At 58.6% G+C, this 26,279-nt stretch carries 26 protein-coding genes and 1 pseudogene; 13 read left to right on the top strand and 14 right to left on the bottom strand.

Going from position 1 to position 26,279, the window contains the following annotated elements:
* Positions 1–24: 24 nt before the first annotated feature.
* From CUN63_RS03980 to CUN63_RS03970, 3 genes are read left to right on the top strand one after another with little or no spacing between them, the layout of a single operon-like run.
* The gene (locus tag CUN63_RS03980) at positions 25–366 is read left to right on the top strand and encodes a helix-turn-helix transcriptional regulator (RefSeq protein WP_129437358.1); all 342 of its coding nucleotides are present in this window, start codon (positions 25–27) and stop codon (positions 364–366) included.
* The gene (locus CUN63_RS03975) at positions 363–734 is read left to right on the top strand and encodes a hypothetical protein (RefSeq protein WP_003223109.1); all 372 of its coding nucleotides are present in this window, start codon (positions 363–365) and stop codon (positions 732–734) included. Before CUN63_RS03980 ends, CUN63_RS03975 begins: the two co-directional genes overlap by 4 nt.
* Positions 735–1,154 carry a sel1 repeat family protein gene (locus tag CUN63_RS03970; RefSeq protein ID WP_129437357.1) on the top strand — a complete coding sequence of 140 codons (420 nt, stop codon included), beginning with the start codon at positions 735–737 and terminating at the stop codon, positions 1,152–1,154. It abuts the gene before it with no gap.
* Between the two features lie 34 nt (positions 1,155–1,188).
* Here the strand turns inward: CUN63_RS03970 and CUN63_RS03965 are convergent, their stop codons facing one another.
* Positions 1,189–2,979, bottom strand: a complete 1,791-nt coding sequence (locus tag CUN63_RS03965) for a bifunctional diguanylate cyclase/phosphodiesterase (protein ID WP_129437356.1) — start codon at positions 2,977–2,979, stop codon at positions 1,189–1,191.
* A gap of 148 nt (positions 2,980–3,127) precedes the next feature.
* Entirely contained in the window at positions 3,128–5,209 is a 2,082-nt protein-coding gene (locus CUN63_RS03960; protein ID WP_165353228.1) for a carboxy terminal-processing peptidase, read from the bottom strand.
* 140 nt (positions 5,210–5,349) lie between these two features.
* Between CUN63_RS03960 and CUN63_RS03955 the strand changes: the two genes are divergently transcribed.
* On the top strand, positions 5,350–6,312 hold the full coding sequence (locus tag CUN63_RS03955; RefSeq protein ID WP_129437353.1) for a zinc-binding dehydrogenase: 963 nt from the start codon (positions 5,350–5,352) through the stop codon (positions 6,310–6,312).
* 135 nt (positions 6,313–6,447) lie between these two features.
* Here CUN63_RS03955 and CUN63_RS03950 read toward each other — a convergent pair whose 3' ends face one another.
* The 6 genes from CUN63_RS03950 to CUN63_RS03925 all read right to left on the bottom strand — a co-directional run bounded on the left by CUN63_RS03950 (position 6,448) and on the right by CUN63_RS03925 (position 11,764).
* The gene (locus CUN63_RS03950; protein WP_046056551.1) at positions 6,448–7,101 is read right to left on the bottom strand and encodes an HAD family phosphatase; all 654 of its coding nucleotides are present in this window, start codon (positions 7,099–7,101) and stop codon (positions 6,448–6,450) included.
* Positions 7,102–7,135: 34 nt separating this feature from the next.
* Complete coding sequence (locus CUN63_RS03945) at positions 7,136–8,125, bottom strand: ABC transporter ATP-binding protein (RefSeq protein ID WP_129437351.1); 990 nt, start codon at positions 8,123–8,125, stop codon at positions 7,136–7,138.
* The gene (locus CUN63_RS03940) at positions 8,122–8,922 is read right to left on the bottom strand and encodes an ABC transporter permease (protein WP_129437349.1); all 801 of its coding nucleotides are present in this window, start codon (positions 8,920–8,922) and stop codon (positions 8,122–8,124) included. Before CUN63_RS03940 ends, CUN63_RS03945 begins: the two co-directional genes overlap by 4 nt.
* Positions 8,909–9,745, bottom strand: a complete 837-nt coding sequence (locus CUN63_RS03935; RefSeq protein WP_165353307.1) for an ABC transporter permease subunit — start codon at positions 9,743–9,745, stop codon at positions 8,909–8,911. The genes CUN63_RS03940 and CUN63_RS03935 overlap by 14 nt, the downstream gene beginning before the upstream one ends.
* 5 nt (positions 9,746–9,750) lie before the next feature.
* The gene (locus CUN63_RS03930; protein ID WP_129437347.1) at positions 9,751–10,557 is read right to left on the bottom strand and encodes an alkaline phosphatase family protein; all 807 of its coding nucleotides are present in this window, start codon (positions 10,555–10,557) and stop codon (positions 9,751–9,753) included.
* A gap of 136 nt (positions 10,558–10,693) precedes the next feature.
* Complete coding sequence (locus CUN63_RS03925; RefSeq protein ID WP_129437345.1) at positions 10,694–11,764, bottom strand: ABC transporter substrate-binding protein; 1,071 nt, start codon at positions 11,762–11,764, stop codon at positions 10,694–10,696.
* Between the two features lie 349 nt (positions 11,765–12,113).
* Here CUN63_RS03925 and CUN63_RS03920 point away from each other — a divergent pair, with 349 nt between their 5' ends.
* The gene (locus CUN63_RS03920) at positions 12,114–12,827 is read left to right on the top strand and encodes a UTRA domain-containing protein (protein WP_129437343.1); all 714 of its coding nucleotides are present in this window, start codon (positions 12,114–12,116) and stop codon (positions 12,825–12,827) included.
* Between the two features lie 25 nt (positions 12,828–12,852).
* On the opposite strand, the gene CUN63_RS03915 is transcribed toward CUN63_RS03920, so the two are convergent.
* On the bottom strand, positions 12,853–13,620 hold the full coding sequence (locus tag CUN63_RS03915; RefSeq protein ID WP_129437341.1) for a class III extradiol ring-cleavage dioxygenase: 768 nt from the start codon (positions 13,618–13,620) through the stop codon (positions 12,853–12,855).
* 103 nt (positions 13,621–13,723) lie between these two features.
* Between CUN63_RS03915 and CUN63_RS03910 the strand changes: the two genes are divergently transcribed.
* Together CUN63_RS03910 and CUN63_RS31640 are read left to right on the top strand one after the other, a co-directional pair.
* Positions 13,724–14,380: a thiopurine S-methyltransferase gene (locus CUN63_RS03910; RefSeq protein WP_008145864.1), complete on the top strand. Its 657-nt coding sequence runs from the start codon at positions 13,724–13,726 to the stop codon at positions 14,378–14,380.
* A gap of 142 nt (positions 14,381–14,522) precedes the next feature.
* On the top strand, positions 14,523–14,681 hold the full coding sequence (locus tag CUN63_RS31640) for a hypothetical protein (RefSeq protein WP_165353227.1): 159 nt from the start codon (positions 14,523–14,525) through the stop codon (positions 14,679–14,681).
* Between the two features lie 51 nt (positions 14,682–14,732).
* Here CUN63_RS31640 and htpX read toward each other — a convergent pair whose 3' ends face one another.
* Together htpX and CUN63_RS03900 are read right to left on the bottom strand one after the other, a co-directional pair.
* A complete protein-coding gene (htpX, locus tag CUN63_RS03905) occupies positions 14,733–15,620 on the bottom strand; it encodes a protease HtpX (RefSeq protein ID WP_129437339.1) in 888 nt (295 codons plus the stop codon).
* A gap of 316 nt (positions 15,621–15,936) precedes the next feature.
* Positions 15,937–17,148 (bottom strand): pyridoxal phosphate-dependent aminotransferase, encoded by a 1,212-nt coding sequence (locus CUN63_RS03900; protein ID WP_046056560.1) that lies wholly within the window; start codon positions 17,146–17,148, stop codon positions 15,937–15,939.
* 226 nt (positions 17,149–17,374) lie between these two features.
* On the opposite strand from CUN63_RS03900, the gene msrB reads away from it, so the two are divergent.
* The 3 genes from msrB to CUN63_RS03885 all read left to right on the top strand — a co-directional run bounded on the left by msrB (position 17,375) and on the right by CUN63_RS03885 (position 18,907).
* Complete coding sequence (msrB, locus tag CUN63_RS03895; protein WP_033059242.1) at positions 17,375–17,770, top strand: peptide-methionine (R)-S-oxide reductase MsrB; 396 nt, start codon at positions 17,375–17,377, stop codon at positions 17,768–17,770.
* A gap of 193 nt (positions 17,771–17,963) precedes the next feature.
* A complete protein-coding gene (locus CUN63_RS03890) occupies positions 17,964–18,449 on the top strand; it encodes a glutathione peroxidase (RefSeq protein ID WP_129437337.1) in 486 nt (161 codons plus the stop codon).
* Positions 18,446–18,907 (top strand): MarR family winged helix-turn-helix transcriptional regulator, encoded by a 462-nt coding sequence (locus CUN63_RS03885; RefSeq protein ID WP_008145868.1) that lies wholly within the window; start codon positions 18,446–18,448, stop codon positions 18,905–18,907. Before CUN63_RS03890 ends, CUN63_RS03885 begins: the two co-directional genes overlap by 4 nt.
* Here the strand turns inward: CUN63_RS03885 and CUN63_RS03880 are convergent.
* Positions 18,874–21,213, bottom strand: a complete 2,340-nt coding sequence (locus tag CUN63_RS03880; protein ID WP_178082655.1) for a response regulator — start codon at positions 21,211–21,213, stop codon at positions 18,874–18,876. The two genes, CUN63_RS03885 and CUN63_RS03880, sit on opposite strands and share 34 nt — an antisense overlap.
* Before the next feature lie 165 nt (positions 21,214–21,378).
* Between CUN63_RS03880 and CUN63_RS03875 the strand changes: the two genes are divergently transcribed.
* Both CUN63_RS03875 and CUN63_RS03870 read left to right on the top strand, forming a co-directional pair.
* Entirely contained in the window at positions 21,379–22,269 is an 891-nt protein-coding gene (locus CUN63_RS03875) for an ATP-binding protein (RefSeq protein ID WP_129437332.1), read from the top strand.
* Entirely contained in the window at positions 22,266–22,748 is a 483-nt protein-coding gene (locus CUN63_RS03870) for a GAF domain-containing protein (RefSeq protein ID WP_129437330.1), read from the top strand. Before CUN63_RS03875 ends, CUN63_RS03870 begins: the two co-directional genes overlap by 4 nt.
* On the opposite strand, the gene CUN63_RS03865 is transcribed toward CUN63_RS03870, so the two are convergent.
* A complete protein-coding gene (locus CUN63_RS03865; protein WP_129437328.1) occupies positions 22,749–25,697 on the bottom strand; it encodes an HD domain-containing phosphohydrolase in 2,949 nt (982 codons plus the stop codon). It abuts the gene before it with no gap.
* 49 nt (positions 25,698–25,746) lie between these two features.
* Positions 25,747–25,983 (bottom strand): annotated as a pseudogene (locus CUN63_RS03860) (Hpt domain-containing protein); the annotation flags it as partial.
* Positions 25,984–26,070: 87 nt separating this feature from the next.
* Here CUN63_RS03860 and tnpB point away from each other — a divergent pair.
* The coding region (gene tnpB / locus CUN63_RS03855; protein ID WP_165353219.1) for an IS66 family insertion sequence element accessory protein TnpB at positions 26,071–26,279 on the top strand (209 nt) is incomplete at its 3' end.

The following is a 26,279-nucleotide window of genomic DNA, read 5'->3' as shown; positions in this document are numbered from 1 at the left end:
GTGTTGTTGTCCTACGGGGTAGTCATGGATATTCAGATAATTACACGCGAAGGAGAGCCCGAGTATGCGGTTCTGCCATGGGCTCAGTATCAGGCTCTACTAAAAGCAGCAGGCATCAGTGAACAACCGTCGCGGGTCGCCCCAGAGCGTCACGCGGCAACACCAGACCAGATTCTTCCGGGTCTGGATCAACTACGCAGTTTGCGCGAAGGGAAGGGCATCGCCATTGAGGCGTTGGCCCGCACGGTAGGCATCAGCCCGTCCTATCTGGCCTTGATCGAAAGTGGCGAGCGTCTACCCGACGCTGCGATTCGCCGCAGCCTGGCCTGGGAATTGACGGTGCCAGGGTGGAGGGATGAATCGTGAGCGTACGCATCAGTCGTCAACATTGGGACGGGTTGCTGGGCGAACTGGATCAGGCGCGTCGCCAGCGTCATCTTCTGACATACCGGGCGTTGCTCGAACGTTTGCAACTGCCCACACCGGCCATGCAAACCTTGACCGCCGCGCTTGAACATCTGGCCGCGCTGGACGCCAAGGCCGAGCAGCCATTGCGCAGTTCGCTGGTGATCAGCCAGGGCGCCAGCCGCCTGCCGCGCACCGGATTCTTTGAATGTGTCGAACGTCTGGGGCGTTTCTCCGGCCCGTCCGATGGGGTGGCCGCAGCATCCTGGCATGCCTCGGAAGTGGTGCGGGTGTTCGAATACGAGTACCCGGAATCGGCGGAGGCCTGAGTGTTTTTAAAACTCAAGGCGAGGGCCAGCTACTGGCTGGCTCGCCGCTTGTTTCACTGGTCATGGTTTGTGCGCCAACCGCGTGGCTGGAGCTGGCTCGAAGGCCAGTTCGCGCGCATGGCGAACCTGGGTGATGTTGGCGCCCAGAGCTTCTACGGCCACATCCTGACCTTTCGTGGCGTCGGCCTTGGCGCTCGCGAAGAGGGAGTGCGGTTGCTGCGTCTGGCGGCGTTGGCGGGGGATGGCAAGGCGGCGTATCAAGTTGGCGTGATCAGTATCGCCGGGACACCGAGCAAGGCGCCGGATGCGGTTGAAGCTGCGCGGTTTTGGGAGATTGCTGCGAAGGCAGGGCATCCGCTGGCCGAGCTTAAACTGAAAGAGTTGGCGTCTCGCGGTTCCGAGGCACCGCCCTCAATCTGAGTTGGCAGAACCGGCGTCATCGCGAGCAGTTCTATCAACGATGCCCTATGAACAACTCCTCGTGCTGCCCCGGCACCGCCAGACTATCGATCACATGCACGCTATACCCCGGCACATTTTTCGCGTGGTGCTTGGTCTGCGATGCCATCTCCGCCAACTGGCTTGCATCGAGTTGTCCACAGGCCTGCGGATGTAAATGCACCACGCCGATCGACAGTGACAGCAATGCAAACTCCTGGCGCACACCCTGACGGTTTGGGGCGATGAAGCAGCCGGCTTCCAGATGTTCGCTGCGATAAAAGCGGCGGCATTGGCTCTGGAAGTCGTCCAGCAACTGATTCAAGCGTTTGCGCCAGTCTTCCGGGCCGAGCACCAGCAGGAAGTCATCGCCGCCGATATGGCCGACAAAGTCGCGGGAAGGGTCGACGCGGTCATTCAGGCATTGCGCCAGGCTTAGCAGGACTTCGTCCCCACGGCCGTAGCCGTAGATATCGTTGAAGGGTTTGAAACTGTCGATGTCGACGTAGCAGATCACCGACTCCCGTTGTTGTTGCAGCAGTCGCGTCAGGCATTGCTGGATCGGCACGTTGCCCGGCAGCAGGGTCAGCGGGTTGGCGTAACGGGCTTGCTGGATCTTCAGTTCGGTAATCAGTTTGAGTACGTCGATCACTCGGCCCAATCCCAGGTAACCGCCGTTGAGGGTGATGATGAAGTCTTCTTCGATGCGTTGCCGCGCGCGGCTGGTGATCAGTCGGCTCACTTGTTGCAACGACTGGCTCATCTCAACGGCGAGGAAGTCATCACTCATTAAACGGCTGATCGGCTTGCGGGCGAACAAGTCGGTGGCAAAAGGTTTGAGCAGTGCATCGGAGAGCGAATGCCGATGGACGATGCCGCAGGGCTGACCTTGCTCGTCGAGCACCGCCAGAGAGTTCAGGTTGGCCTGGCGGCGAAAGGCTTCCAGCACCGTGGCGGTCGGTGTATCGCGACCCACTGCCGGTTGGTCTTTGAGCAAAGCGCTAAGGTCGCTGACTTCATCATTCAACGCCACCGCTGTGCTTTCCCGTTTGGGCATCAGGGCTCGGGCATCACGAGGTGGATGTTCCTGGGGGCGGCAGAGCAGATAACCCTGAACCAGATCGACGCCCATCTCGGTCAGTACCGCGAGTTCTTCCGGCAGCTCGATACCTTCTGCGATCACTTGTGCCCGCGAGGCCTTGGCGATTTGCAGGATCGAGCCGACGAATTCGCGCTTGAGGGCGTCCTGGTGAATGCCGTCGATGAAGTGTCGATCAATTTTCACGTAGTCCGGACGCAATTCAGACCACAGCCGCAAACTCGAATAGCCTGCGCCCAGATCATCCAGAGCAATGGAAAATCCCATCGCTCGATAGTGATGCAACGCGGTTTGCAGCAGCTCGAAATCGTCGGTCGGGGTTTGTTCAGTCAGTTCTATCACCACCTGACTCGGCGATATGCCGAAATCCTGCAGCAGTTGCAGGGTGCGCCCGGGTTGGTGGGCGGCTTCGAGCAGGGATTCAGGGGAAACGTTGAGGAACAGTTTGCCGGGCAGTTGCTGCTCGTTGAAACGTCGGCAGGCGCTTTGACGGCAAGCGATTTCCAGCTCGCTCAGGCGCCCAGCCTGACGGGCGACGGCGAACAGTGCGAGGGGGGAGTGCAGTGGACTGTTGGAGGGGCCGCGACTAAGTGCTTCGTAACCGAGAATGCGTCGCTCAGAGAGGGAAATGATCGGCTGGAACAAGCTGTGCAAACCGCTTTGAGCCAGTATGGAACTCAAGGCACTCAGCTGTTCTGTGGTGGTCATGGCTTTCTCTGGCGATAAAAAAGGACTGGGAGCACTCTCTTGGATAAAGAGGGGCTCCCAGTCCTTTATTTCACGACAGAATGATGACTGTATGATGACGCTCCGGGGAGCGTCAGCATTAAATTGCCATCATCTTGCTTGTAACAACTTAGTGCTTGGCTACCGTGGTATTGAGTTTCAGGTAGTCCAACAGAATCCGCCCGGTTTCGCTCAGGTAGGCATCGTCTTCCGGTTTGGTCTTGTCCGGCTCGGCCGCAATAGCATCCTCGTCTTCTTTCTTCAGCTCTTTGAGCGGTTCTTCGCCCTTGGCCTTGCGACGAATGTTTTCCATGACCAGTTGCTTGGCTTCTATGTCGGCGTGTTGCTTACGACGATCGACTTCGTTGAGGCTGACGGTTTTTTCTTCCATCAGCTTCTGGGCCAGGGCCAACTTGTCGCGGATAAACACAAACTCGGCGTCTTTGGCCGAGCGTGCGTCATGCTCGGATTTAAGCTGCGAGATGTAAGGCTTGAACGGGTCGACCGCAGGCTTGATGGCCGCACGGATGGTGTCCCACGGCATGGCTTCTGGCAGTGCGCTTTCGCCGATTTCCTTGGTGTCGATGATCGACGGGTAATCGATGTCCGGCAGTACGCCCTGATGCTGGGTGCTCTGGCCGGAAACCCGGTAGAACTTGGCCAGAGTCAGTTTCAGTTCGCCATGGTTCAGCGGCTGAATGGTCTGCACGGTGCCTTTGCCGAAGGTCTGGCCGCCGATGATCAATGCGCGGTGATAGTCCTGCATGGCGCCGGCAAAAATTTCCGAAGCCGAGGCAGACAAGCGGTTGACCAGCAACGCCATCGGCCCTTTGTAGAAGGCACCCGGGTTTTCATCTTCCAGCACATCGACCCGGCCATCGGCGTTACGCACGAGAACGGTCGGACCTTTGTCGATGAACAGACTGGTCAGCTCGGTGGCTTCCTGCAGGGAACCGCCGCCGTTGTTGCGCAGATCGATGACCACGCCGTCGACCTTGTCTTTCTGCAACTCGGTCAGCAGTTTCTTGACGTCGCGAGTGGTGCTCTTGTAATCCGGATCGCCAGCACGGAAAGCCTTGAAGTCCAGGTAGAAGGCCGGGATCTCGATGACGCCAAGCTTGTAGTCCTTGCCGTCCTGTTTCAGGTTGAGGACCGATTTCTTCACCGCCTGGTCTTCAAGCTTCACCGCTTCGCGGGTGATCGGGACGATCTTGCTGGACTGGTCGTTCGGCGCATTGCTGGCCGGGATCACTTCCAGGCGCACCACGGTGCCTTTCGGCCCACGGATCAGCTTGACCACTTCGTCCAGGCGCCAGCCGACCACGTCGACCATCTCTTTGTTGCCCTGGGCAACGCCGATGATCTTGTCGGCCGGTGCGACTTGCTTGGTCTTGTCGGCCGGGCCTGCAGGCACCAGACGCACGACTTTCACCTGGTCGTTGTCGCTCTGCAACACGGCGCCAATGCCCTCGAGGGACAGGCTCATGTTGATGTCGAAGTTTTCCGCGTTATCCGGCGACAGATAGTTGGTGTGCGGGTCGTAGGACATGGCGAAGGTATTGATGTACGCCTGGAAGATGTCTTCCGGGCGGGTCTGGTCCAGGCGCGCCATTTGATTCTTGTAACGCTTGGTCAGGGTTTCCTGAATCTGCTTGGAGTCCTTGCCCGCGATCTTCTGACGCAGCACTTCGTCCTTGACGCGTTTGCGCCACAAGTCGTCGAGTTCTGCGGTGGACTTGAGCCAAGGGGCGTCCTTGCGATCGATCAGCAAGGTTTCCTTGGCGGTGAAGTCGATCTTGTCGACGCCTTTGTTCAACTCGGCAAGGGCGAAGTCCAGACGCGCTTTGACGCGGTCCAGGTAGCGCTTGTAGATGGTGAACCCGGCATTCAGGTCGCCGCTTTTGAGGAAGTCGTCAAACTGGGTTTTCCACTTGTCGAATTCGGCAATGTCGCTGGCCATGAAGTAGCTGCGCGACGGGTCCAGCAGCTTGAGATAGCTGTCATAGATGATCACGGAGCGCGCGTCATCGAGCGGCGGCTTGCTGTAGTGATGGCGCTTTAGCAACTCGACGACGTTCAGGCTGGCGATCACTTCGTCACGATCAGGCTGAAGCTTGTCCCAGCTATTGGCTGCAAACGAATTGGTCGACATCGGCAACAGACCGATACCAATGAATAGGGCTAGGGCGGTGCTGGGGAAAAAATGCTTCATGCTGATTCGACGCGGGGACAATTGATCACGCATATTAGGCCGTCTTTGAAGTCGCCGGTTCCACAAAGGGCCGGTCAAAAAATGCAAGAAAGCCCGGCGCTACAGCAACGGGCTCAGTCCAGACTCACTATGGAGGCACTGTGAAAGCATTGCAAGGCGTTGAAGGTCAAGTGGAGTGGGTGGAAGAGCCCAGTCCTACATGTGATGTAGGACAAGTTCGGATTCGAGTGGCGGCTGCGGGTCTCAATCGCGCCGATTTGTTACAGAAGGCGGGTCTTTATCCGCCACCGCCGGGAGCCAGTCAGGTACTGGGTCTTGAGTGTTCGGGGGTCATCAGCGAGGTGGGGCCGGGCTCGTCCTGGCAAGTCGGGGATCGGGTTTGCGCCTTGCTGGCCGGGGGCGGGATGGCCGAGGAGGTAGTTGTCGACGGACGGCATGTGTTGCCGGTACCCGAAGGTTTGTCCCTGGCTGAGGCGGCAGCGCTGCCAGAAGTGTATGCGACCGTTTGGCTGAATTTGTTTCAACTGGCTGCGCTCAAGCCGGGTGAGAAAGTTCTACTGCACGCCGGAGCAAGTGGAATCGGTTCAGCTGCCATTCAGCTGTGCAAGGCGTTTGGTAACCCGTGCTGGGTCAGCGTCGGTTCCGCCGAGCGTTTGACTTACTGCGAAGCGCTGGGGGCGCAAGGTGGGGTCGTGCGCAACGGGGATCTGGACAGCTTGAGCGACCTGGGGCCGTTCGATGTGATTCTCGACCCGGTGGGCGGCAATTACGCTGCGCTGAATCTGAGACTGATGGCGCGCGATGGTCGTTGGGTGCTGATCGGCCTGATGGGCGGTCGTGAGGCGCAGCTGGATCTGGCGCAGGTACTGGCCAAGCGCGTGCAATTGCTGGGTTCGACCTTGCGCAGTCGCGACGAGCAGTTCAAGGCGGATCTGTTCAGCGATCTCAGCCAGCATGTCTGGCCGTTGTTTGCTGAAGGGCGTTTAAGCCCGCAATTGGCCAAGACCTTTCCGATCAAGGACGCCGAAGCGGCGTTTGCGGAGTTGGCGACTAATAAGGTGTCGGGAAAGTTAGTGTTGGTAATCGACGAAAGCCTGGTTTGATCCCTGTGGGAGCGGCGGTGCGACGATTCGACTTGCTCGCGAAGGCGGTGTGTCATTCAACAAATGTGTTGAATGTAAGTTCGCTTTCGCGAGCAAGTCGAATCGTCGCACCGCCGCTCCCACATTGATTTTCGGTTATTTCCAGAGGTGGATTGGCCAGCCGGCCTTTTCGGCGTGCTCAAGCAGCACCGGATCCGGGTTTACCACGTGTGGGAAATCCACCTTCAGTAGCAATGGCAAGTCATTGCGTGAGTCGGAGTAGAAACTGGCGCCCTCAAGGTTTTCCTCTTCCGCATCCAGCCATTCCAGCAAACGCGTGATCTTGCCTTCGCGGTAGGTCAGCGTGCCAACGGTGTTGCCGCTATAAACCCCATGCGTCACTTCCAGCTCGATGCCGAGAATCTCGTCAATACCCAAACGATCGGCGATTGGCCTCACCAGATGCGTGCCCGACGCCGAAATCACCAAAATCCGGTCGCCAGCCTTGCGATGGGCCGCAATGGCTTTGGTGGCGTCACTGAAAATGATCGGCTCGATGAAGTCTTCCACCCAAGGCCCTACCAAATGGTCGACCTCTTCGGGTGTGCGCCCGATCATCGGCTCCAGACTGAAGGTCATGTACTCCTCCATCCGTAGTTTTCCGTGGCTGTAGGCGTCCATCAGTTCATTGTTCTGACGCATGAACGACTCTGGATCGACCCAACCCAGGCGGCCCATTTGCTCGCTCCAGAGGGTGGCGCAGTCGCCGTGGATCAGGGTTTCATCCAGATCAAAAATTGCCAGGGCCATCAGTGCGATTCTCTCTTCAACATCAGCAAAGTCATCAGGCTACCTCACACAGGGCCGTTGGATCGATGGAAAGCGCCAGGCGCTGACCATCGGGATGCAGATCGGCCGCCGAGCGGTTCAGCACATCCACCACCAATTCCACGCCCCGGGCTTCGACCCGGTAGCGAATCACGTTGCCCAGCAGGCTGTGGCTGCGGATTTGTGCGTCGAGTTCGCCGTTGAGGCTCAGCTCGATGGCTTCCGGGCGAATTGCGACGCGGTGGGTAATCGGTCGCTGCAGCAGTTTTGTGGCGCTGTCGGCGTCCAGCAGGTTGTAGTTGCCGATGAAGCCAGCGGCAAAAAAATCGATGGGTGCGGTGTAAAGGGTCTGGGCGTCACCGCTTTGTACGATCTTTCCCTGATTCATCAAGAAAATTCGGTCGGACATGGTCAGGGCTTCTTCCTGATCGTGAGTGACGAAGATCGTGGTCAAGCCGAGCTCACGCTGGATCTGACGGATCTGTTCGCGCAAGTGCTTGCGAATCCGTGCGTCGAGGGCCGACAGCGGTTCATCCAGCAACAACAGACGTGGCCGGGTCACCAACGAGCGGGCAAGGGCGACTCGCTGGCATTGGCCGCCGGACAGTTGATGCGGATAACGCGCGGCGAAGTCGTTGAGTTCCACCAGTTTCAGTACTTCGGCAACACGCCTATGGCTGTCGTCGGCATTGACCTTCTGCATGCGCAAACCAAAGGCGACGTTCTGCTCCACGGTCATGTTCGGAAACAGCGCGTAACTCTGGAACACCATGCCGATCCCGCGCTTTTGCGGGCTCAACGGCACGAGGTCCTGGCCATCGAGCAGGATTTTGCCGCCATCCACCGAGGTCAGCCCGGCGATGCAGCGTAGCAGTGTGGACTTGCCGCAACCGGACGGGCCGAGGAGGGTGACGAACTCACCCTTCTGGATTTCACAGTTGATGTCGCTGAACACCGTGGTGCCCGCGTAGCTTTTCAGTAGGTGTTGGACGCTGACGAAGCTCATTGGCTTTTGTCCTTGTTCAAAATATTGGCAGCCCAGGTCAGAACCAGCACAAAGAAGAAATAGGAAATCACCAGCGCACTGGTGAAGTGGCCGCTGCTGTTGCGCATGTTGTTGAGGTAGACCTGCAGGGTTTCGTAGCGTGTCCCGACGAGGATGTTGGCGAACACGAACTCACCGAACAGGAACGAGAACGACAGCAGCAACGCCACCATCAAACCTTTGCGCAGGTTTGGCAGCACCACCAGGAACGCCGCTTGCCAGGTGCTGGCACCGAGCAGTTGGGCGGAGTCCATCAGGTCGCGCAGGTTGATCGCTTGCAGGTTGTTGGTGATCGCCCGGTACATGAACGGCAGCGCCACGGTGAAGTAGCAACCGACGAGAATCCACGGCGTCCCGACCATCGCGAACGGCCCGGAGCCGTAAAGCTGCAACAGCCCCACCGACGACACCACCGGCGGCACCGCGAAGGGCAGCAGGATCAGGATGTTCATCAGCGCATCGAGTTTCGGGAAGTGGTAATGCACCACAAACAGCAACGGCAGAATCAGCACCACCGACAGAATCAGCGAGCCGACGCAGACCAGCAGCGATTGGCCGAACGAATGGAGAAACCGCGGATCGCTCCACAGCTCCACGTACCATTTAACGGTGAAGCCGCTGGGCAGAATGGTCGCCGACCAACTGCTGGCGATCGAGTAGATCAGCGTCCCGAGCAACGGCAGCAACAGTATGGCGAACAGTAAATACACCACCACCCGGTGGTAGATGCCGACGGGCCCCAGTTCAGCGCGAGACATGGTAGCTCCTCTTCAACAGCAACTGATGCACGATGGTCACCAGGGTCATCAACGCCACCAGCACTACAGCCAAGGCACTGGCCAGGTTCGGGTCCAGGGAAATGTCGCCGGAAACCATCGCCGCGATGCGGATTGTCAGCACGTTGAAGTTGCCGGTGGTCAGGGCGTACACCGTGGCGTAGGCGCCCAGGGCGTTGGCCAGCAGGATCACGAAGGTGCCGAGCAGCGCCGGGGTCAGCACTGGCAAACCGATGTACCGCCAGAACTGCCAGCCATTGGCGCCGAGCAGCGCGGCGGATTCACGCCAGTCTTCGCGCAGGGCATCAAAGGCCGGGTAGAGCAGCAGTACGCCCAGCGGAATCTGAAAGTAGGTGTAGAGAATGATCAGCCCGGTTTTCGAATACAGGTTGAAGTCCTGAATGATCCCGGCCTGCTTGAGCATGATGGTGAAGCTGCCGTTGAAGCCCAGCAGGATGATGAACGCGAAGGCCAAAGGCACGCCGGCAAAGTTGCTGGTCATGTTGGCGAAGGCGTTGACGAAGTTGCGCAGCTTCGAGTCGACCCGGCGCAGGGAGTAGGCGCCGAGCACCGCGATGATGATCCCGAACACGCTGGACCAGAAACTGATCTCGAGGCTGAACTGGATCGCCTGCAGATAGAACTTCGAATTGAAGATCCTGGTGAAGTTGGCAATGCCCCAACCGAACTCTTCCGATTGCAGGCTGTTGATCATCACCCAGGACAGCGGGGCGATCTGGAACACGATAAAGAACAGTGCGAAAGGCACCAGGCACAAGGCTGCCAGCCATTTTCCGCGCGTCATGGTGTTCACTTGAGCAGCTCCCGGCACACAGGTTTGTCGTGGGCCACACCCAGCAGTTCGCAGACGGTGCCGCAGATTTCAGTCTGTTTCGGTGCAGCGTTGGCATTGAAGCTGAAAGCGTCGCCGAGGACGAACAGCGGTACTTCCCGTTCTTCCGGCAGCAGGCCGTTGTGGGAGCGGTCGTTGTTCATGCCGTGGTCGGCGGTCACCAGCACCTGATACCCGGCGTCGAGCCAGGTTTGCAGATAGTCGGCCAGAATAATGTCGGCCGAGCGGGCGCTGTTGCGGTATTGCGGGGTGTCGAGGCCGTGCTTATGTCCGGCGTCGTCGATGTTCATCGGGTGGACCAGTAAAAAGTTCGGCGCATGACGCAGGCGCAGGTTTTCGGCGTCGGCGAACAGGTGCGAGTCCGGGTAGTGATCGCTCCAGTAGAAATGACCGTGCTGGATTGGCAGGTCCGGGTCGTCGGTGTGACGATCCCGCGCGGCAATAAACGGCGAACGGTTATACAGCTCGCTGACCCAGTGATAGGCCGCGGCGGCGGTTACAAGGCTGGCATCGTGGGCGTAGTGATAGATGCTGCGCTGGTTGGACAGGCGCGAGACGTTGTTGTGGACGATGCCACTGTCGATCGGCGTGACGCCGGTCAGGATGCACTCGTAAAGCGGTCGGGACAGCGCCGGCAATTCGCACTCCAGTTTGTAGAGCGCCGCGCGTCCTGCGCCGACATAAGCCTGCAGGTGCCCCATGGCGTGACGGGCGACCTCGTAATTGAGGCCGTCGAGCACGACAAGGATGACGTTGTGCTTCATAAGGGCTGGAACTCCGAAAAGCGAAACTGGATCTGATCGTCGTAGGAGCTGGCGGAGCCTGCGATCTTTTTGGTTTCACTTGAGTGTCGAGTGAAAGATCAAAAGATCGCAGCCTGCGGCAGCTCCTACGGATACATCATTGCTTCATATTGACGATGACTTCTTCCTGCCACTTTTGCGGAAGGGCTTTGGAGGTCTTTTCCCATGCGTCTGCGTCTTTGATCGGCGTGACCTTTTTGTACTGCTCGTTAGGCAGCAACTGGGCCTGAACCTCGGGCGGCAGAGTCAGATGCTCGGCGCGGATCGGACGGGCGTTACCGCGTGCCAGATTGGTTTGGCCGGCGTCGCTGAAGATGTATTCGCGGGCCAGTTTGGCGGCATTCGGGTGCTTGGCGTATTTGTTGATGATGGTGGTGTAACCGGAGATCACCGAGCCATCGGATGGAATCAGCACGGTGTAATCATCCGGGTTGACCATTTTGGCCTTGTAGCTCAGGCCGTTGAAATCCCAGACCACGCCGACTTCGATTTCACCCTTTTCCATGGTGGCAATTGTCGGGTTGGCCATCGACAGGCGGCCTTGCTTGGCAATCTCGGAAAACAGATCCAGCGCCGGCTGGAGGTTTTTCTCATTGCCGCCGTTGGCAAGCGCGGCAGCCAGAACGCCGTTGGCCGCTTGGGCCGCGGTGCTCACATCACCGATGGAAACTTTGTATTTGCCGTCCTTGAGGTCAGCCCATTTGGTCGGAGCGTCGGAGCCGTGCAGCAACTTTTTGTTGACGATGAACGCGATGGTGCCGGTGTAGGCGAGCGCCCAGTTGCCGTCCTTATCCTTTGCCCAGCTCGGGATCTGATCCCAGGTGCTTGGCTTGTAAGGTTGTACAACGCCTTGCTTCACCGAGATCGGACCGAACGCTGCACCGACATCACCGATATCGGCAGTGGCGTTGTCTTTTTCAGCGGCGAACTTGGCGATTTCCTGGGCCGAGCTCATGTCGGTGTCGATGTGTTTCAGGCCGTAGTTCTTGGCCAAGTCATCCCAGGTGCCTTTCCAGTTGGCCCAGTTGTCGGGCATGCCGACACTATTGACCTCACCTTCCGCTTTCGCCGCGGCTTCCAGGGTTTTCAAATCGCTATCAGCCGCCATCGCGGCGGTGCACATGGCAATGGTCGAGCCTAACAGTGAGGCCAGGAAAAGCTGTTTCATCCGAAGCTCCTTTGGGCGTTTTCAACGCTGCGATTGCGGTTGTGTTGGTCTAGGTCAGCAATACCTGAGCCAATTTAGGCGCCTTTGATGACATTTTCATGTCGACGACTGGTCGGCCTATATTTTTTGGGCTGCAATGCTCAGGCTTCGGAGTAAGCGTAGACCATGGCTAATAGGCTGATATAAAAGGACTTGGCCGTGAAATTGCAGGTGTCTGGATCAACCGTTCGGCGGCTTTGTCATCTGTCAGTCATGTGCAGTGCCTAGGCTTGTCGGGAGTTGAGGGAGCCGATTTGAATCGCGGTTCCGCCCCGAAACAGTGCTGGTCTAGTCCAGATAGGTAACGTTGATGCGCATCGAGACAACCAAAGCGGTGACAGCCATCGGACAGGTTCTGCAGGAACAGCTCGACCATGGCCTGTTGGCGCCCGGGAGCAAACTGCCGGCCGAGCGCAAGCTTAGTGAGTTGTTCGGGACCACGCGGATCACCGTGCGTGAAGCGTTATTGCAACTGGAAGCCCAGGGGCAGATTTATCGGGAGGAGCGCCGTGGCTGGTTCGTGTCGCCACCGCGCCTGGCCTACAACCTGATGCAGCGCAGTCACTTTCACGCGATGGTCATTGCACAGGGGCGGGTGCCGTCCACCGAGGTGATTTCGGCGCGGTTGCAGCCGGCGTCGGTGGCGGTCTGTGCCTGGTTGCAGTTGCCGGCGTTGTCGAGCGTGATTCAGATTTGCCGGGCACGGCGGATTGATGAACGGCTGGTGTTATATGTGGAGCACTATTTGAATCCGCAGTTTTTTCCGGGGATTCTGGATTTCGATTTGAATCAGTCGATTACCGAGCTGTATGCGCGACATTACGACTTGCACTATGGGCGGGTGCGTTTCGAGATTGTGCCGACGGTGTTGTCGGTGGATGCGGCGGCAGCTTTACGGGTGTCGGTGGGGAGTCCGGGGTTGCGCATCGCTCGGGTCAATTACGATCAGCATGAGCGGTTGATCGATTGTGATCTGGAGTTTTGGCGGCACGATGCGATTCATGTCGGGGTTGATGTGGTTTGAGCCTCGCCGCCATAGGCTGAGACCATTATCCGAAGCGGTAAATGTCCATGCCCAAGGCCCCCATGGTGAATCCCTTGTGGGTCACGCTGAATTTTCCTCCGGCACCGCGGGCAAAATACAAAGGCAGCAAATGTTCATCACTCGGATGGTTGCGCACCGCATTCGGTGCTTGCTGACGGTAGTCGTGCAACGCGGTTTCGTCGTTGGCAGCGAGTTTTTCGATCATCCAGTCACGAAATGCCTGGGCCCAGGGTTCGACGCTTTCTGGGCCGGCGTGCCAGTCCAGTTCGCGCAGGTTGTGGGTGATGCTGCCGGAACCGATCAGCAGCACGCCGTGTTCGCGCAGACTGGCCAGGGCATGACCGACACGGGTTTGCAAGGCAGGGCCGCCGCGCGTAGGCAGTGAGACTTGCACCACGGGGATGTCGGCTTGTGGATACATCAATGACAAGGGCACCCAGACACCATGGTCGAACGGCCGTTTTGCATCGATGCGTGCAGGCAGGCCATCACTCTTCAGCAGTTCGACAACCTCTGCGGCCAATTGTGGATTGCCGGGCGCCGGGTATTGCACGTCGAATAACGCCTGCGGAAACCCGCCGAAGTCATGCCAGGTTTCAGGCTGGGGATTGCCGCTGACGAGCAACTCATTGCTTTCCCAATGCGCAGAAACAATTACGATGGCTTTGGGTTTTGGCAATTCTGCGGCCAGACGAGCGAGGGCGGGCCCGCTGGCGCCCGGTTCCAGTGCCAACATGGGCGAGCCATGGGATATGTACAGGCTGGGGAACATGAATGAGCTCCTGAGGGGTAAGATGGCATCATCTTCAGTCAGATCATTGATCTAAATCTAATATAAGTTTTAGGGTCTTTTGATCGAATTTTCGGGATTAATTATGCAGCCGGAGTTTTGGCACAAGCGGTGGACGTCGAATCAGATCGGCTTTCACCTGCCGGAAGTAAATCCATATCTGCAACGGTACTGGCCGCAGCTGGGCCTGGAAGAGGGCGCGCGCGTACTGGTGCCGCTATGTGGGAAAAGCCTGGATCTGCTGTGGCTGGCGAAATGCGGTCATGAGGTGCTGGGCGTCGAGTTGTCGGAAAAAGCGGTGGAAGACTTTTTCCACGAGCATCAATTTGATCCGGACGTCAGCGACCAAGGCCCCTTCACGGTCTATCGGGCGGGCTCGATCGAGATCTGGTGTGGTGATTTCTTCGCGTTGACAGCCGGCGATGTCGCTGATTGCAGTGCGCTGTATGACCGCGCTGCGTTGATCGCCTTGCCACCGAAGATGCGGGAACAATACGCCGAGCATCTGAAGCGGATTGTGCCGAAGGATTCGCTGGGGCTGCTGATTACCCTGGATTACGACCAGGCACAAATGGAGGGGCCGCCCTTTGCAGTGCTGGATGACGAAGTGCAACGGTTGTTCGGGGCTTCGTGGGAGTTGAAAATTCTGGAAGACCAGGACGTTCTGGGCGAGAGCTGGAAGTTCCTGGAAAGCGGTGTTACGCGGCTTGAAGAGCGGGTTTATCGGGTTTCCAGCCGGTAGATTTGGGTTGTTTGTGCCGGCCCCATCGTCGGAACGCCGCCCGGAGCAAGCTCGCTCCCACAGTTGACCGAGTTGTCTAAATGGACGCGGTCTAATGTGGGAGCGAGCTTGCTCCGGGCGGCGTTCCGACGATGGGGCCCGAATGAACACCACAAAAATCAGCAGACAAAAAAAGGCCCGCATCACTGCGCAATGCTGTTCACTTAAGCCGCTGACCGAAGGTTTTTGCTTTTCGGTGCTGCGGCGAAGTCCAAGAAAAACGGCGCTTTCCCATTTCGGGGTAAGCGCCGGTTTCCCTTAAGTGAACAGCATTGCGCATCACTGCGGGCCTTTTCTTTTAGTGCGGAACCTCTCAGCCCCGACGACGCAGAGCGTCGATACGCTCTTCCAGCGGCGGGTGGCTCATGAACATACGGGCGAACCCCTGTTTGATGCCACCATTGATGCCGAAAGCCGTCAGGGTGTCCGGCATGTGCACCGGCAGCCCCTGTTCGGCACGCAGGCGTTGCAATGCGCCGATCATTGCGGCGGTGCCGGCCAGACGTGCACCGGCTTCGTCTGCACGGAATTCGCGATTACGCGAGAACCACATGACGATGGCGCTGGCCAGAATGCCCAGGACCAGTTCGGCGAAGATGGTTGCCACGTAGTAGGCGATGCCCTGGCCTTCTTCGTTCTTGAAGATCACCTTGTCGACAAAGTTACCGATGATCCGTGCGAAGAACATCACGAAGGTGTTCACCACGCCCTGGACCAATGCCAAGGTGACCATGTCGCCATTGGCTACGTGGCCGATTTCGTGAGCCAGAACGGCCTTCACTTCATCAGGGGAGAAACGCTCGAGCAGCCCTTGGCTGACCGCGACCAACGCGTCGTTCTTGTTCCAGCCGGTGGCAAAGGCGTTCGCCTCGTAGGCCGGGAAAATACCGACTTCGGGCATCTTGATCCCGGCTTCCCGGGACAATTGCTCGACGGTTTGCAGCAGCCATTGCTCGTGACGTGTGCGCGGCTGGCTGATGATCTGGGTGCTGGTGCTCATCTTCGCCATCCACTTGGAGATGAACAGCGAGAACAGCGAACCGGCGAAACCAAAGACCGCACAGAAAATCAGCAGCTGATTGAGGTTGAGATCAACCCCGTTGGCCGCCATGAACCCGTTGAAGCCGAAAAGGCTCAGGGTGATGCTGGCAATCAGCACGACCGCCAGGTTAGTGGCCAAAAACAGCAGGATGCGCATCATGGTTGTAGAAATCTCCTCATGCTAAAGATGTAGCGTACTGCGGGGTATATAAGGTGCTGACCCGGGCTATTCAACCGGGTGACTATTTCAAACTGTGTCCTACGGCAACAGTCTAGCTGCTTGAAGGGCATTTCCGACGTCGATGCGGGAAGCGTTTGTCAGCCAATTAACGTCGTAAGCCCCGCCGTTGTTAGACGCGAGAACGCAACGAGTCATCAGTCAGCGATTGAAGAAGCGATGTTCGGCAGGGCGCAAAGAAATGTTGCTGAATCAATCACCGTGCGACTTGCGCAAGCGTCGCACGGTGACAGGCAGGTTACTGGCGATAGGACTTGAGGAAGTTGCCGATACGTCCGATGGCCATGTCCAGGTCGTCCACGCGCGGCAGGGTCACCACACGGAAATGGTCCGGCCATGGCCAGTTGAAGGCGGTGCCTTGAACCACCAGCAGCTTCTCCGACAGCAGCAGGTCGAGCACGAATTTCTCGTCGTTATGGATCGGGCAGACTTTCGGGTCGATCCGTGGGAACGCATACAGCGCGCCCATTGGCTTGACGCAGCTCACGCCGGGAATGTCGTTGAGCAATTCCCAGGTGCGATTGCGCTGTTCCAACAGTCGTCCGTTGGGCAATACCAGATCATTGATGCTCTGGTAGCCGCCGAGGGCGGTCTGGATCGCATGTTGGCTCGGCACGTTGGCACACAGACGCATGTTGGCCAGCATGTCGATGCCTTCGATGTAGCTCTGGGCGTGGTGTTTAGGGCCTGAAATGGCGATCCAGCCGGAACGGAAACCCGCCACGCGATAGGACTTGGACAGACCGTTGAACGTCAGGCACAGCAGGTCTGGCGCCAGGGAAGCCGTGCAGATGTGCACGGCATCGTCGTACAGAATCTTGTCGTAGATCTCGTCGGAAAAAACCACCAGGTTGTGCTGACGGGCCAGTTCCAGCATGCCCAACAGGACTTCTTTCGAATACACCGCGCCGGTCGGGTTGTTCGGGTTGATGATCACCAGTGCTTTGGTGTTCGGGGTGATCTTGGCCTTGATGTCGGCCAGATCCGGCCACCAGTTGGCCTGCTCGTCGCACAGGTAATGCACCGGGTTGCCGCCCGACAGGCTCACCGCGGCGGTCCACAGCGGGTAGTCCGGGGCCGGCACCAGCACTTCGTCGCCGTTGTTGAGCAGGGCCTGCATCGACATCACGATCAGCTCGGAAACGCCGTTGCCCAAATAGATGTCTTCAATGCCGACGCCTTCTACCTGCTTTTGCTGGTAGTACTGCATCACGGCCTTGCGGGCGCTGAACAGACCTTTGGAATCGCTGTAGCCCTGAGCAGTCGGCAGGTTGCGGATGACATCCTGAAGGATTTCATCCGGCGCTTCGAAACCAAAAGGCGCCGGGTTGCCGATGTTCAGCTTGAGGATGCGATGGCCTTCCTCTTCCAGGCGTTTGGCGTGCTTGAGCACTGGGCCGCGAATGTCGTAGCAGACGTTGGCGAGCTTGTTCGATTTGCTGACCTGCATGGCGATGTGTTCCCGAAAATGAACGATCCAGGCGGCGTATGAACGACCGTACTGGGAATCCTGCGTATTCACACAGGCCTGACGCCTTGAGAGGCAGCATCCATAAATCCGTTTGAATGCGCGTGGTCTGGCTGCCAGACTGGCGTTTGACGAGGCGCAATCATACGTGCCGCCCGATCCGTGGAAAAGGTACAGATCGGGCTTTTTCAGCTGCTGAGGTGTGATGATGGAAAAGTTGGAAAAAACCCTGGAAGAATGGCGGGCGATGCTCGATCCGGAGCAGTACAACGTTTGCCGCCTCAAAGGCACCGAACGGCCGTTCTCCGGCAAATATAACGACAGCAAGGTCGACGGTGTTTACCACTGCATCTGCTGCAACGAGCCGCTGTTCGACTCCAAAACCAAATTCGACTCCGGCTGCGGCTGGCCGAGTTTCTACGCACCGATCGGCGACAGCGCCATGGTCGAGATCCGTGACGTCAGCCACGGCATGATCCGCACCGAAGTGGTCTGTGCCAAATGCGATGCGCACCTGGGGCACGTGTTCCCGGACGGCCCGCCGCCGACCGGCCTGCGTTATTGCATCAACTCGGTGTGCCTGGACCTGGTACCGCGCTCGTAATGTGAGCCCTGTAGGAGCTGCCGAAGGCTGCGATCTTTTGATCTTGATCTTCAGCGATCGAGAGAAGAGTCAAGATCAAAAGATCGCAGCCTTCGGCAGCTCCTACGGTTGATCGACTATCGATTTATTAAATTGCACGCAATTCAATTGCTCGCTATGTTTGTCTCATCTTCCCTCATTTAGAGTCCGAACCATGAGCGACAACCTGCTGAGCATCCCTTGCACCACCATCAAGGGTGAGCAAAAGACCCTGGCGGATTTCGCCGGCAAGGCCGTGTTGGTGGTCAACACCGCGAGCAAATGCGGCTTCACCCCGCAGTACAAAGGCCTTGAAGAGTTGTGGCAGACCTACAAGGATCAAGGTCTGGTGGTGCTGGGTTTTCCGTGCAATCAGTTCGGTAAGCAAGAGCCAGGCAATGAAGGGGTGATTTCCGAGTTCTGCGAGTTGAACTTCGGCGTCAGTTTTCCGCTGTTCAAAAAGATTGAAGTCAATGGCGCTGGCGCCCATCCGCTGTTCGTTCAACTGAAAAAACGCGCGCCGGGTGTGCTGGGTTCTCAGGGCATCAAGTGGAACTTCACCAAGTTTCTGATTGGCAAGGATGGCCAGTTGGTCAAGCGCTTCGCCCCCGCGACCAAGCCGCAGGACCTGACCCGCGAGATCGAAGCCCTGCTCAAATGAACACCTTGTCAGTCGATTCCCTGAAGCTTGACAGTCAACTGTGCTTCAAGCTGTACGCCGCTTCCCGGGCGGTGATCCGCGCCTACAAGCCGATGCTCGATCAGCTCGGCCTGACCTACCCGCAATACCTGGCGATGCTGGTGTTGTGGGAATGGCAGGAGGCGGCCCCAGAGCAACCGACGGTCAAGGCGTTGGGCGAACGCTTGGCGCTGGATTCCGGCACGCTGACGCCGTTGCTCAAGCGTCTTGAGCAACTGCAACTGGTTCAGCGTCAGCGCTCGGCGCGGGACGAGCGTGAAGTGCACTTGAGCCTGTCGCCCACCGGCAAGGCTTTGCGCGATCAGGTCGGGCCGCTCAAGGCCCGTCTGTTATGCGACAGCGGTGTGGATCTGGATCGCCTGAATGATCTGCGCGATGGTCTTGATCACCTTTTAGGGCAAATCAAAGCACTGTCGTAGTTAGGGACCCACAAGTCCAGCAGGGCAGCCAACTCTTCCCGGCGGAAGGGTTTTGCCAGGTAATCGCTCATGCCTGCCGCACGACAGCGTTCGCGCTCTTCGGACATGGCGTTGGCGGTCAGGGCGACGATGGGCAGCTGTGGCCAGCGTCCGCTGCGACGGATTTGCCGACTGGCCTCATAGCCGTCCATCACCGGCATGTTGCAGTCCATCAGCACCAGATCGAATTCGCTCTGCTCCAGTTGATCCAGCGCCTCGCCACCGTGACCGGCGACAATCACCTCGCAACCGAGTTTTCCGAGCATCCCCTTGGCCACCAATTGGTTGACCGGATTGTCCTCCACCAGCAGCACGCGTCCGCGTCGTTGTGGGGAGAGGGCGTCGAGCCGGGCACCGTTGATCGTGTTGAGTTCCGGCTGCAGGGTTCGCCGCAGCGTCTGGTACAGCGCGTTGCGTGCCAGAGGCCGCGCCTGTTGCTGTAAGGGGGCGAGGGCGAGGGCTTCTTCGCTGGGCATGAAACTGCCGTAAGCGGTGACCAGCAGAATCGGTGCTGTACACGAAGGGCGCAGGCCAAACAGGCATTCGGGGCAATCGGTAATCAGTACATCCGGGTTCAGGCCCAGCAACGAGTCATCGAGGGAACGCTGCTCATAGTCGAGCCCCCAGCCGGGCAACACACTGTTCAACAGTTCTGCCAGACCGCTGCTGGCGGCGGTGATTGCGATGACCTTGCCCTGTAAAGAGGTCGGGGGAAGGGCGCGGGTGTGGCTGGGCAGCGGCAGATCCGCGCAGAACTGGCTGCCGAAGCCTGCTTCCGAGCTGATGGTGAGGCGCCCTTGCATGGCTTCGCAGAGGTTGTAGGTCAGTGCCAGGCCCAACCCGGTCCCGCCGAATTGCCGGGTAATGCCGGCACCCGCCTGCGTGAAAGGCTGGAAGATCTTGACCTGGGCGTCCTGCGCGATACCGATGCCGGTGTCGCAGACTTCGATTCTGACGCCGTCCTCGAACGTTGACAGGCGCACATCGACGCGACCGAAGCGGGTGAACTTGAGGGCGTTGGACAAGAGGTTGCTGACGATCTGTCGGACCCGCGTCGGATCCCCAAGCACCAAGGCCGGAAAGTGCGGGTCGATCAGGCAGCTCAGCTCGACACTCGGCGCGGCGTTTTGCGACAGCAGGTTGGCGGTGTCCTCGATCAGCGAACCGAGGTCGAACGGAATATGTTCGAGCTCCAGTTGGCCGGCATCGAACTTCGACAGATCGAGAATATCGTTGAGCAGTTCCACCAGTACTTTGCCCGAGTCATGGGCGATGGACAGCTGTTGCTGTTGCTCGGCATTGAGCGGGCCGTCCAGGGAAAGCGCGATCATCCCCAGCAGGCCATTGAGCGGCGTGCGGATCTCGTGGCTCATGTTGGCCAGGAACACCGAGCGCGCTTCGGCCATGTCCAGGGCGGTGCTGCGGGCGACTTCCAGTTCCTGATTGGATTGGCTGAGCCGCGAGTTGATCGCCTTGAGTTCCGCAGTGCGGGCCGAGACGATGTTCTCCAGTTGCCCGAGGTAGTCGGTCAGGCGGTTTTCGGCGTTGCGTCGCTGCTGGATTTCGGTGGCGATGTTTTCGAATTGTTGATTGGCAACCTTGACCAGTACACCGATTTCATCGTTTTCATGGTCCGTCGGACACTCCAGCGACGTCGACTCCGTGCTGCGCGGGTCGCGACTGCTGAGTTCACGGATGACCCGCACCAACGGCTTGGTCAGCATCACATAGAACAGCGCCAGCAGGATGCCAGTCAGCAGCAGGCTGCGGGCGAAGCCATTGAGCAGGGTCACCTCGGCCCGACGCAGGAACCGGTTGCCGAATGAATAGGTGTCGACGTCCAGGCGCAGGGTGCCGAGGGATTCGGTCGGCAAGTGATCCAGGTAGAGACGGTCTTCGAACTGCCGGTTGGCGCCGAACAGGAAGTCGCTGATCACCCGATAGCCGCTTTGCACGCCCGGGCGTTTGACGCTGGCGAGCACGGTACCGTTGTTGTCGGTCAACTGCGCGCCGATGATCGCCGGTGAGCGCAACAGGCCCAGGGTCAGTTCCTGAGCGAGTTCGGCGTCGATGTTGTAGGCGATACGGGACGCGGGGTTATGGCTGATTTCCAGCAAAGACAGGATTTCGCGGTTGATGGAGGCGTCTTCACTGGCATAATCGATGCCTATTTGCAGCAGACTGAGCAGCGTGCCCAGAATGAAACCGACCAGCACGGTAAGCCTGGCTTGCTTGTAGGACAGGCGGTTGGTGAACTTGATATCCATGGGGTGTTGAACCACTTCCGTTTCCCTTCGCTGCTCAAGCATAGTCGATCATGCATGGATACCGATGTTCTCGCGAGCCCTTGTGCAAAGGGATGAACCGGACACCGAAGCTGTGTTTCGTCGCTGTATCGCCATCATTACTGTGAACGTGCCCGAGGAGAAGACGTGGATTCCCGATTAAATGCTTTTCTTGAACGTGCCGATGCTGTTTTGGCTCGTATTGAACCGTTGCTGCCCACCCCTCGGCACGTTATCGACTGGAATCATTGCCTTGCCGCGCGCTGGCAACGCGAGGGGCGCAGCGGATTTCTGTTGCCGCTGGAAGTCAGCCTCGACATGCGTTTGTCCGACCTGATCGGTGTCGACCGGCAACTGGAGCAACTGGGGCGAAATACCCAACAGTTCCTCGATGGCATGCCGGCCAACCACGCATTGCTCTGGGGCGCGCGCGGCACCGGTAAATCGTCGCTGGTTCGCGCCTTGCTGGCCGAACACGCCAAGGCCGGTCTGCGGCTGATCGAGATCGAACGCGATCACCTGGCGGACTTGCCGCGCGTGGTCGAACAGATCGCCAAGCTGCCCCAGCGTTTTGTGCTGTTCTGCGATGACCTGTCGTTCGAGTCGGGCGAGGGTGACTATCGCGTGCTCAAGAGCGTGCTCGACGGCTCTCTCGAACAGGCCCCGGATAACGTTTTGCTGTACGCCACGTCCAACCGTCGCCACTTGGTGCCGGAAAAGGAAAGCGATAACGAAAACTGGAAACGCGTTGACGGCGAACTCCATCCCAGCGAGGCGGTGGAAGACAAGATTGCGCTGTCGGACCGTTTCGGATTGTGGCTGTCGTTCTATCCGTTTACTCAGGAGCACTTCCTCAACGTCGTCGAACACTGGATCGGTCAACTGGCCGACAAGGCGGGCCTTAAGTGGCAGCGAGACGAAGAACTGGACATCCTCGCGGTGCGCTGGGCTACGGGCCGGGGCAATCGCAACGGACGTTGTGCGTATCAATTTGCCCGCTATTGGGTCGGGCTGAAGCTGTTGGAGCACAAGGCATGATCGATTTACAAAAGAGCGGCCAGGGCCTCGAAGGCTACGGCATGCTGTGGGCGCAATTGGAGTCATTGCTGGCGGACGAGCGGGATTTCATTGCCAACGCCGCGCAGTTCTCGGCGTTCCTCTATAACCAGCTCGATGACCTGAACTGGGCCGGGTTCTACCTCAATCGCAACGAAGAGCTGGTGCTGGGCCCGTTTCAAGGGCAGATCGCCTGCGTGCGAATTCCGTTTGGCCGGGGCGTGTGCGGCTCGGCGGCGGCCACCTTGCAGACCCAGTTGGTCGAGGACGTGCACGCGTTCCCCGGACACATCGCTTGCGACAGCGCGTCGAACAGCGAACTGGTGGTGCCACTGGTCAAGGAGGGACGATTGATTGGCGTACTGGACCTCGATAGCCCGAAACTGGCGCGTTTTACCGCTGAAGATCAGGCCGGTATCGAGCAGTTGGCGGCGATTTTCCTGCGCCTGACCGACTGCTGATCATGCCCTCAAGCCTGCCTTGACCAGCAGGCTTGTCGGATCTACCGCATCAATCTGTTGGGGATCGAGGAATCGATCGGCGTACTGCAAGTAGATTTGCGCGTTGATGAACAGCCCGAACAACTCAGGATCGATGTGGGCATCCCGGCACATCGTGGCCATGATGCCCAGCGCTTCGCTCAAGGACTTGGCTTTCTTGTAGGGGCGATCGGCGGCGGTCAGCGCTTCGAAAATATCGGCAATCGCCATCATCCGCGCCGGCAGGCTCATTTCTTCGCGCTTCAACTGTTTGGGATACCCGGTGCCGTCCATTTTCTCGTGGTGGCCGCCGGCGATCTCCGCGACGTTGGTGAGGTGGCCGGGGAAGGGCAGGTGGCTGAGCATCAGAATCGTCTGCACCATGTGGTGATTGATGATGTAACGCTCCTCGCGGGTCAGGGTGCCTCGGGCAACGCTCAGGTTGTAGAGCTCGCCCCGGTTGTACTTGTAGCGCGGCACATCGAGCTTGAACCCCCACGGATTATCCTCCGGAATCAGTTCGGCTTCGGGCCGTTCGAACAGGTGCTCGGGTTTGTCCCCCAGCAATGGCTCGCTGACCGGCAGTGTCGGTGCCGGGGTCCGCGCCTGACGCCGGTTCTCTTCCCAGGAAACGCCCAGCCGGTCATCCAGGGTTCGGGTCCAGGTGCGTTGGGAGATGCTGCGCAGGCGTTGCTGGTCGGACTCGGCCATCGCCTCGCCACCCAGGTTGCAGCGAGCAACGAACGCGAAATCATCGTCCAGCCCTGCTAGCGTGGCGTTGCGCAGTCCGGCCAAGTGCTGCTCGTTACCGCCCAGGGCCATGGCTTGCCAATAGCTGATCCAGGCATCGCGCTTGAGCACTTCGAAGCGGGTGCGGATTTCGTGAATACGGTCGTTGAGGGTTTCCAGCTTGGTGGCTTTATCGACCACGTATTCCGGAGTGGTGACCTTGCCGCAATCGTGCAGCCAGGCGGCGATGTGCAGCGCTTCCCATTCATCGTCGGTGGGTTGATAGCCACTGAAGGCCGGGTCCTGGCTGGCAGCGGCAGCTTGAGCGAGCATCAGGGTCAGCGCCGGCACTCTCTGGCAGTGACCGCCGGTATAGGGGCTTTTGGCGTCAATCGCCCCCGCCAGCAGTTGAATGAAGGAATCCAGCAGTTGTTTTTGTTTGGCTTGCAGCCGCTGGCTTTCAATACTCACGGCGGCCGCGCCGGACACGGCCTGGAGGAATGCGATGCGGTCCGGACGAAGTTTTTCCAGATCGCTCAGGTTGCCGGTATCGGCCAACAGCAGGATCAGCAGGCCCACGGTTTCGTTATGACGATTGTGCAGCCGAATGCCGATCAGATGAACGCGGGGACACTCCAGCGCATGCAACACCTTCTGCAAATCCCCGGCCTGTTCGAAGCCAAGCGTGGTGACGATGTTGTCGGCATTCGACAGCTGTTGTAGCCATGCAGGGCTTTGCGGAGCCTGGAGTTCGTGTCCTCGAAGATCAAATGACGGCACTGCCCGTGAGGTGCCGTTGACGACCAGCCCATGGGGCTCCATGCGATCGCCATCACTTTCGCGCAGGTAGATCAGACCGGCCTGGGCCTGGCCGATTTTCACGGTTTCAAACAACACCCGTTCCAGCAAGGGGGCGAAGCGAGTCTCGGCACTCAGGCTGTCGGTGATCTGGAAAAAACTCGCCAGGGTGTCTTTCATACGCGTCATCGACACGCTCAGTTGGTCGACTTCGAGCACAGGAGAGCGACGTGAGGCCGGAAAGTTGAAGTCGAAACTGCGAACCGCATCGGCCTCCCTTACCAGCGCGCGCAGGGGTTTGACCAGTATCCGCGAGGTCAGCCAGCCCAGCGGCAGGCACAGCAACAGCGTGGCCAGAGTAATCAGCGCGCCTTGCCAACGCATGCGGTAGGCATCGACGAGTAACTCATCTTCCGGTACCAGCAGCGCCAGTTGCAGTCCCTGGGGGCCGCCTTCCTGCATGCGACTGCGGGCAACGATCCATTGACGACCGGCGACATCCAGGCGGTTACCTTCGGGGGGATTGTTGAGCAATGCGTCGAGGCTGGGGCTGAGGTCAGCGGCTTTGATCAGGCGGGCAGTCTGATCGTCGATGATCAATTTGCTGCTGTCGGGATAGGCGATGGCATTCCCTTCGGCATCGAACAGCACGATTTCGGTATTGGGGGTCACGACATGTTTGTCCAGGGTTGCGGAGAGTTCCGCCAGGGTCAGATCGGCACCCATGACAGCCTGTTCGCCACTGCGCCGGGCCAGGGTAGTGCCGACATTGTGGGTGGAGAAAAAGATGTAGGGTTCGGTGGTGATCTGATCGCTGTCGCTGCGGGCGTTGGCATACCAGGTGCGGGTTCGTGGATCGTAGGTTTCGTCGGGGTTCTCCTGGCGGCTGATGAGGGCCAGATCCTGATCGAAAAACAATGATTGGGAACGGACCTGACCGCTGTTGCCTGTTCGCTCAATGCTCCACACCTGATAAGCCGCAGTGTCCGGTGCCTTGAGGAGCGTTTTCATGTCGGGGGTTCGCAAGGGCCGAACCATGAAGAAGTCACCGTTGCCGTAGCCCAGATACAACGAGGCCAGGTCGGGGTTGTCCTTGAGCGACTGGCTGAAGGGTTTGAGTAGCGCCAGGCGTTGCTCAAGGTCAGTTGCCTGGGTCGCCGGATATTCCGCCAGCAGGGACAGCAGATGGCGAATCGGTTCATAAGTGGCATGCAGGTCGAGACGGACGTCCTGCTCGATGCGGTTGAAGAGCTTTTCACTGCTGGAAAGAATGATCTGCGTGGTTTGCTGGTAGTTGAAAAGGCCCAGCACCACGCCAGTCAGCAACAGCAGGAAAGTGAACATCACGCTGATATGGACGTGCAGGGGCAACCGACGTTGATCCGGGCGCAGTGGGCTGGGCATTGCAGGTCTCTCCATGATGGTTAACGCACTGCTCAGCGTCCAAGCATAGTTAAGGCTCTGTCATTCTGCTTTTGTCGTTTTGGCCGATCTGTTGCTGCAATGCTTGCTCCAATTCGAGCATGGCGCGCTCTATAGCCTTGCTGCAATCGGCCACTTCGTCGTGATGGAACACTTCATGGCATGCCTTTTCCAGAGCCTCGCAGCTGTCGATCACCCGGGAAGCCTGGACGATTCGGGCGGCGCCCTTGATTTTGTGGGCGACGTCGAGAAATGACTGAGGTTCTTTGTATCCGCTCCATGAACTCCACATTCCAAGCGGATAGCTGACGGCTGATGCTGTGCTCCCGATTTCCATCAGGAGCCCATCACCATGATGCGTCCCAATGCCAGCGTTGAAAAAGTGTACCTCTACCCAAAGCCTGTCGATTTTCGAAAGTCCATCGACGGCCTGGCTGCATTGGTCGAACTGGACATCAAAGTTGCGGTGTTCGACCCTGTGCTTTTCGTCTTTCTAAATCGCCACCGCAACCGCGTCAAAGTGTTGTACTGGGAGCGCAACGGCTTCTGCCTTTGGCTCAAGCG

The sequence above is a fragment of the Pseudomonas sp. ACM7 genome (genome assembly GCF_004136015.1).
Classification (GTDB): domain Bacteria; phylum Pseudomonadota; class Gammaproteobacteria; order Pseudomonadales; family Pseudomonadaceae; genus Aquipseudomonas; species Aquipseudomonas frigoris.
The sequence above is the reverse complement of the archived record's forward strand: the minus strand, read 5'-3'. Positions and strand labels throughout refer to the sequence as shown.